The sequence below is a fragment of the Streptomyces sp. NPDC054847 genome (genome assembly GCF_053610925.1).
The window spans coordinates 1-6,207 of record NZ_JBSGZJ010000422.1 but is presented as its reverse complement, the minus strand read 5'-3'; the positions used below and the strand labels follow the sequence as shown (position 1 = coordinate 6,207).

Genomic DNA, 6,207 nt, shown 5'->3' with positions numbered 1-6,207 from the left:
CTCCGGAGCCGCCCGGATTCACTCCCGGCCTCAAGTGGGCCGGAACGCAACGTCAGGCGTTGACGCAGGTGTTGCCGAAGGCAGGGTTCAGCAGGGCGATGACATCCACCGTGTTGCCGCAAAGATTCACGGGCACGTGCACCGGCACCTCGACCAGGTTGCCCGACAGCACACCGGGGGAGTGCACAGCGGCGCCGTGGGCGCCGGAGTCAGCCATGGCCATGCCCGCACCCGCGAGCACGAGACCACCGGCGGCAGCCGCAGTCGCGACGACCTTCTTGATCATTATTCCTCCTGTTGGCAAATGCGGTCCCAGCCGCGGACCGCATCACCTGTAACGAGGAGGAGGCACCGGGGCTACGAGCCGTAACCCCCATTCACTCTTTCAAGTCACATACGCACGCGTAGGCGATTATCGGAGCGTCATCCCAGCAGCCCGGCCGGCCGCCAGGGCGGACGAGTTCAGCACTGGTCGATGAACCGGTCGAGGACCCGCACGCCGAACTTCAGGCCGTCCACCGGCACCCGCTCGTCCACGCCGTGGAACATGCCGGCGAAGTCCAGCTCCGGCGGCAGCTTGAGCGGGGCGAAGCCGAAGCAGCGGATGCCCAGGTCGTCGAAGGACTTGGCGTCGGTGCCGCCCGACAGCATGTAGGGCACGGCCCTCGCGATCGGGTCCTCCGCCTTCAGCGCCACCTGCATCGCGTCGACGAGCGCCCCGTCGAAGCTGGTCTCCAGGGCCTTGTCGCCGTGCACGTCCTCGCGCCTGACCCGGGGGCCCAGCAGCCGGTCCAGTTCGGCGAGGAACTCCTCCTCGTAGCCGGGCAGGAAGCGCCCGTCCACGTGCGCGGTCGCCTGGCCGGGGATGACGTTCACCTTGTAGCCGGCGCCGAGCATGGTGGGGGCCGCGGAGTTCCGCAGGGTGGCGCCGACCATCTTGGCGATGCCGCCGAGTTTGGCGAGCGTGGCGTCCATGTCCTCCGGGTCAAGGGGCGTTCCGAGCGCGTCGGACAGCTCGTCGAGGAACGAGCGCACGGTCTTGGTGACCCTGACCGGCCAGGTGTGGCGGCCGAGCCGGCCGACGGCCTCGCACAGCTCCGTGATGGCGTTGTCGTTGTTGGTCATGGAGCCGTGGCCGGCGGTGCCGTCCACGGTCAGGCGCATCCAGTGCATGCCCTTCTGCGCCGTCTCGACGAGGTAGAGCCGCAGGTTCTCGTTGACGGTGAAGGAGAAGCCGCCGACCTCGCCGATGGCCTCCGTGACCCCTTCGAACAGGTCAGGGTGCTCGTCGACCAGGTACCGGGCGCCGTAGGTGCCGCCGGCCTCCTCGTCGGCGAGGAAGGCCAGCACGATGTCGCGCGGGGGCTTACGGCCGCTGCGCAGCCTGTCCCGTACGACCGCGAGGGTCATCGCGTCCATGTCCTTCATGTCGACGGCGCCGCGGCCCCACACGCAGTCCTCCGCGATCTCGCCGGAGAACGGGTGGTGGGTCCAGTCGTCCGCGTTCGCGGGCACGACGTCGAGATGGCCGTGGATCAGCAGGGCGGGCCGCGAGGGGTCCTCGCCCTCGATGCGGGCCACGGTCGAGGCACGGCCCCGGTGCGACTCGAGGATCCGCGGCTCCAGACCGACCTCGGCGAGTTTCTCCGCGACGTACTCGGCGGCCGCGCGCTCGCCGGGGCCCGAGTGGTCGCCGTAGTTGCTGGTGTCGATCCTGATCAGCTCACGGCAGAGATCGACGACCTCGTCCTCGCCCGTGACCGCCCGGGCCGTGTTCGACTCGCTCACGCTGATTCCTCCCGCTGTCGCTGCTGGTGGTCCGCCTCATCCTCTCGTCATCACGCCCTCCGCCCAAGGGCCGGTCCCCGGCCGTCGCAGCGGCCGTCGGGTGAACCGGGGGTGTGATCGAGGGGGTCCGAATGTTTGCTATGGTTTTCCACGTCGGAACGGCCCAGGGCCGCGAGACAGACACCTTGTCCGGGTGGCGGAATGGCAGACGCGCTAGCTTGAGGTGCTAGTGCCCTTTATCGGGCGTGGGGGTTCAAGTCCCCCCTCGGACACCATCTAGATCCCCACGGAATTCCGTGGGGATCTTTTTGTTGCCCTGTACCCCCTGATCCCCGCTCCCGATTGATCGCGGCCGGTCCCGCCCGCCCCGACGCCGACCAGGACCACCATCCGCTCCGGGGTGCGGGTCTTCCCCGAGCGCCACGACGAATCCCAAGTGCGCCGTTCCGCATGGCGTGGTCGTTCCGCGGGGCCCGCCGGGACCGGTGCTAGCATCATCGACCGTCCAGACGGTCGGTCGACGAATCCGACGGATCAGTACGAGAGACGGGCGGGACCGTGCGCGATCGACTCCTCGACGCCGTGGAACGGCTGCTGGTGAAGGGCGGCGCTGACGCGGTCAGGCTCGACGCCGTGGCCGCGGAGGCGGGTGTGAGCAAGGGGGGTCTGCTGCACCACTTCCCCAGCAAGCGCGCCCTGGTCGAGGGCGTGGTGCAGCGGCTGGTGGACCGGTTCGAGGCGGTGCTTCCCGGTCCGGACGCCCCGCCCGGCGCCTACACCATGGCCTGGCTCGACTCCTCGATCCCCGAGGTGGCACCGGAGCCGGGCGCCACCGGCCGCGAGGAGGTCCCCGTAGCGCTGCTCGCCGCGGCGGGCGGCGCCGAGGTGCTCGACGTCCTCCGGCGCCACTACCGGACCTGGCAGGAACGACTGGACGCGGACGGCCTGCCGCCAGGGGTGAGCACGCTGGTACGCATGGCCGTCGACGGCTGGTGGACGGCGCGCCTGCTCCACCTCGCCCCGCCGCACGGTGCGGCACATGTCGAGCTGCGCCGGCTCGTCACCGATCTCATCGCCACGGGTCGCGCCGGCACCGGTCCGGCCGGTGCCGATCCGTCCACTACCGATCCGTCCGGCGCCGATCCGGCCGGCGCCGGTCCGGCCGACACCGCCGGGGAGGCGCGCTGATGGGGGCCCTGCTGGTCGCGGGAGCGATCATCTCCGAAGTCATCGCGACCCTCTCGCTGCGTGCCTCGCACGGCCTGACCCGCCTCGGCCCCACCGTCCTGGTGGTCATCGGCTACGGCGTCGCTTTCGTCCTGCTGGCGCAGGCGCTCAAGACGCTCAACGTCGGCCCGGTGTACGCGATCTGGTCGGGCGTGGGCACGGTGGGCGCGTTCCTCGGCGGCGTCGTCCTCTTCGACGAACCGGTCAGACCGGCGACGCTCATCGGCATCGCCCTCGTCATCATCGGGGTCGTCGTGATGTACGTCGGCGGCGGGATGGAGCACTGACGCGCCAGGACCGGGTGGGCGCGCGGGCGGTCCTGGCCCGGCCCGGACGCTGCCGGCGTGGCAGCGGACCCATCCCGTCTACAGTCTCGGCGTGAGACGCAGAAACCGACCGCACCTGCCCGCGCCACTCCCCCAGCGCGACGGCATCGATCCCGTGCGGCTGCGACTGCCCGAGGACCCGGACGGGGCCTGGCCGACCGTGCGTGACCATCTGCTGGCGCGGTACGGGGCCGCCATCGGCGCGGAGCGGGTCGACACGATGGTCCGCGAAGGGCGTTTCGTCACCGCGGACGGGCCCGTCACCGCCGACGAGCCCTACACGGCGGGACGGGATCTGTGGTTCCACCGTGACTTCCCCGAAGAGGAGCGGGTGCCGTTCGGGATCGGCGTCGTGCACCGCGACGAGCACATCGTGATCGCCGACAAGCCGCACTTCCTGGCCACCATGCCGCGCGGCAGCCATGTGCGGGAGACCGCACTCGCCCGGTTGCGCCGGGACCTGGAGCTGCCTGCGCTGCAGCCCGCGCACCGGCTGGACCGCCTCACGGCCGGGCTGGTCCTCTTCGTCGTACGGCCCGGCGACCGGGGCGCCTATCAGACGATGTTCCGGGACCGGCGGGTGCGCAAGGAGTACGAGGCCGTGGCGCCCTACGACCCGGCCGTGGCACTGCCGAGTACCGTGCGCAGCCGCATCGTCAAGGAACGCGGGGTGCTCGCGGCCGTGGAGGAGCCGGGAGAGCCGAACAGCGAGAGCCGGATCGAGCTGCTCGAGGTGCGGGACGGGCTCGGCCGGTACCGGCTGCTGCCGGCCACCGGCCGTACCCATCAACTACGTGTCCATATGAACGCCCTGGGGCTGCCGATCCTGCACGACCCGCTGTATCCGGTCGTGCTGCCCGACGGCCCCGACGACTACGCCCGTCCGCTCCAGCTCCTCGCGCGGGGGCTGGAGTTCACCGATCCGGTGACCGGTGAACCGCGGAGCTTCCGCAGCCGGCTGGAGTTCGTTCAGTGGCCGCGGTCGATCCACTCCTGAAGGTGCGGCGCCTCCGCGCCGATGGTCGTCGTGTCGCCGTGACCGGTACGGACGACCGTCTCCGGCGGCAGGGTGAGCAGGCGGTCCCGGATCGAGTCGACGATCGTCGGGAAGTGGGAGAACGACCGGCCGGTGGCGCCCGGTCCGCCCTGGAAGAGCGTGTCGCCGGTGAAGACGGTGGTGAGCTCGGGGGCGTGGAGGCAGACGGCGCCGGGGGCGTGGCCGGGTGTGTGCAGCACGGTCAGACCGGTGCCCGCGACGCTGAGCACCGCTCCGTCCACGAGTTCGCCGTCGGGGGCGCGCTCCGGGTGGGTCTGCTTCCACAGCGGCAGGTCGTCGGGGTGCAGCAGGATCGGTGCGCCGGTGGCGGCGGCGAGCGCGGGGGCCGCGTCGATGTGGTCGTTGTGCGCGTGGGTGCAGACGACGGCGCGCAGCGTACGGCCGCCGAGCGCGGCCAGGATCGCGTCCGCGTCGTGGGCGGCGTCGACGACGATCGCCTCGTGGTCGTCGCCGACGATCCAGACGTTGTTGTCGACGTCCCAGGTGCCGCCGTCGAGCGAGAAGGTGCCGGAGGTGACCAGATGATCGATACGGGCCGCCATCAGAACTGCACCACCGATCGCAGTACGTCGCCCTCGTGCATTCTGGCGAACGCCTTCTCGACGTCGCCGAGTCCGATGGTCTCCGTGACGAACGCGCCGAGGTCGATGCGTCCCTGCTGGTGCAGGTCGATCAGCATTGGGAAGTCGCGGGATGGCAGGCAGTCGCCGTACCAGGACGACTTGAGCGACCCGCCCCTGCCGAAGACGTCCAGCAGCGGCAGTTCGATCTTCATCTCGGGGGTGGGCACGCCGACGAGGACGACGGTGCCGGCCAGGTCACGGGCGTAGAAGGCCTGTTCGTACGTCTCCGGCCGGCCCACGGCCTCGATGACGACGTCGGCGCCGAAGCCTCCGGTGAGTTCGCGGATCGCCTCGACGGGGTCGGTGGACGCCGAGTTGACGGTGTGGGTGGCGCCCATCTTCTTCGCCGTCTCGAGCTTGCGGTCGTCGATGTCGACGGCGATGATCCGGGCGGCCCCGGCCAGCCGCGCGCCGACGACCGCAGCGTCGCCCACGCCGCCGCAGCCGATGACGGCCACCGAGTCACCGCGGCCCACCTGGCCGGTGTTGATGGCGGCGCCGATGCCGGCCATCACACCGCAGCCGAGCAGTCCGGCGACCGCCGGGGAGGCCGCCGGGTCGACCTTCGTGCACTGCCCGGCGGCGACCAGGGTCTTCTCCGCGAAGGCTCCGATGCCGAGCGCGGGCGAGAGCTCGGTGCCGTCCGTGAGGGTCATCTTCTGCCGGGCGTTGTGCGTGTCGAAGCAGTACCAGGGGCGCCCGCGCAGGCACGCGCGGCAGCGGCCGCACACAGCACGCCAGTTGAGGATCACGAAGTCGCCCGGCTCTACGTCGGTGACGCCCTCGCCGACCGACTCGACGACGCCTGCGGCCTCATGGCCGAGCAGGAACGGGAAGTCGTCGTTGATCCCACCCTGCTTGTAGTGCAGATCGGTGTGGCAGACCCCGCACGCCTGCACCTTCACCACGGCCTCGCCCGGCCCCGGGTCGGGGACGATGATCGTCTCGACCCGTACCGGCTCGTTCTTCCCGGGTGCGATCACACCTTGCACCTGCTGCGGCATCGCAGAACCTGCCCTTCCTCGTGGAGTGGACGTCGCCACCCACTATGGACTGTTCGAGTACCGGGCAGGGCACGGGCACGTCGAAGGCCCCCGCGGGACGTGCTTGGGTTCAAGGGGTCGTCGCAACACCGCCTGGTTTCAGGTGGTGAGTAGATCACGTAGACGCTCGGCTGGGGTATCCC

General features: G+C 70.7%; 7 protein-coding genes and 1 tRNA gene. 4 read left to right on the top strand and 4 right to left on the bottom strand.

Features of this window, described 5'->3' with window-relative positions; genetic code table 11:
- Window positions 1-52: 52 nt before the first annotated feature.
- Complete coding sequence (locus tag ACWGH4_RS29065; RefSeq protein WP_441266477.1) at window positions 53-286, bottom strand: chaplin family protein; 234 nt, start codon at window positions 284-286, stop codon at window positions 53-55.
- A 176-nt stretch (window positions 287-462) separates the two neighbouring features.
- Window positions 463-1,788 carry a M20/M25/M40 family metallo-hydrolase gene (locus ACWGH4_RS29060; protein WP_453466164.1) on the bottom strand — a complete coding sequence of 442 codons (1,326 nt, stop codon included), beginning with the start codon at window positions 1,786-1,788 and terminating at the stop codon, window positions 463-465.
- Window positions 1,789-1,975: 187 nt separating this feature from the next.
- Here ACWGH4_RS29060 and ACWGH4_RS29055 point away from each other — a divergent pair.
- The 4 genes from ACWGH4_RS29055 to ACWGH4_RS29040 all read left to right on the top strand — a co-directional run bounded on the left by ACWGH4_RS29055 (window position 1,976) and on the right by ACWGH4_RS29040 (window position 4,338).
- A tRNA-Leu gene (locus ACWGH4_RS29055) sits at window positions 1,976-2,063 on the top strand.
- 283 nt (window positions 2,064-2,346) lie between these two features.
- Window positions 2,347-2,976, top strand: coding sequence for a TetR/AcrR family transcriptional regulator (locus ACWGH4_RS29050; RefSeq protein WP_453466162.1), 630 nt, complete (start codon window positions 2,347-2,349; stop codon window positions 2,974-2,976).
- The gene (locus ACWGH4_RS29045; RefSeq protein ID WP_453466160.1) at window positions 2,976-3,302 is read left to right on the top strand and encodes a DMT family transporter; all 327 of its coding nucleotides are present in this window, start codon (window positions 2,976-2,978) and stop codon (window positions 3,300-3,302) included. Before ACWGH4_RS29050 ends, ACWGH4_RS29045 begins: the two co-directional genes overlap by 1 nt.
- A gap of 91 nt (window positions 3,303-3,393) precedes the next feature.
- Window positions 3,394-4,338 carry a pseudouridine synthase gene (locus ACWGH4_RS29040; RefSeq protein WP_453466158.1) on the top strand — a complete coding sequence of 315 codons (945 nt, stop codon included), beginning with the start codon at window positions 3,394-3,396 and terminating at the stop codon, window positions 4,336-4,338.
- Here ACWGH4_RS29040 and ACWGH4_RS29035 read toward each other — a convergent pair.
- Window positions 4,311-4,940: an MBL fold metallo-hydrolase gene (locus ACWGH4_RS29035; RefSeq protein WP_441266481.1), complete on the bottom strand. Its 630-nt coding sequence runs from the start codon at window positions 4,938-4,940 to the stop codon at window positions 4,311-4,313. The two genes, ACWGH4_RS29040 and ACWGH4_RS29035, sit on opposite strands and share 28 nt — an antisense overlap.
- The gene (locus ACWGH4_RS29030) at window positions 4,940-6,025 is read right to left on the bottom strand and encodes an S-(hydroxymethyl)mycothiol dehydrogenase (protein WP_453466155.1); all 1,086 of its coding nucleotides are present in this window, start codon (window positions 6,023-6,025) and stop codon (window positions 4,940-4,942) included. Before ACWGH4_RS29030 ends, ACWGH4_RS29035 begins: the two co-directional genes overlap by 1 nt.
- Window positions 6,026-6,207: the final 182 nt, after the last annotated feature.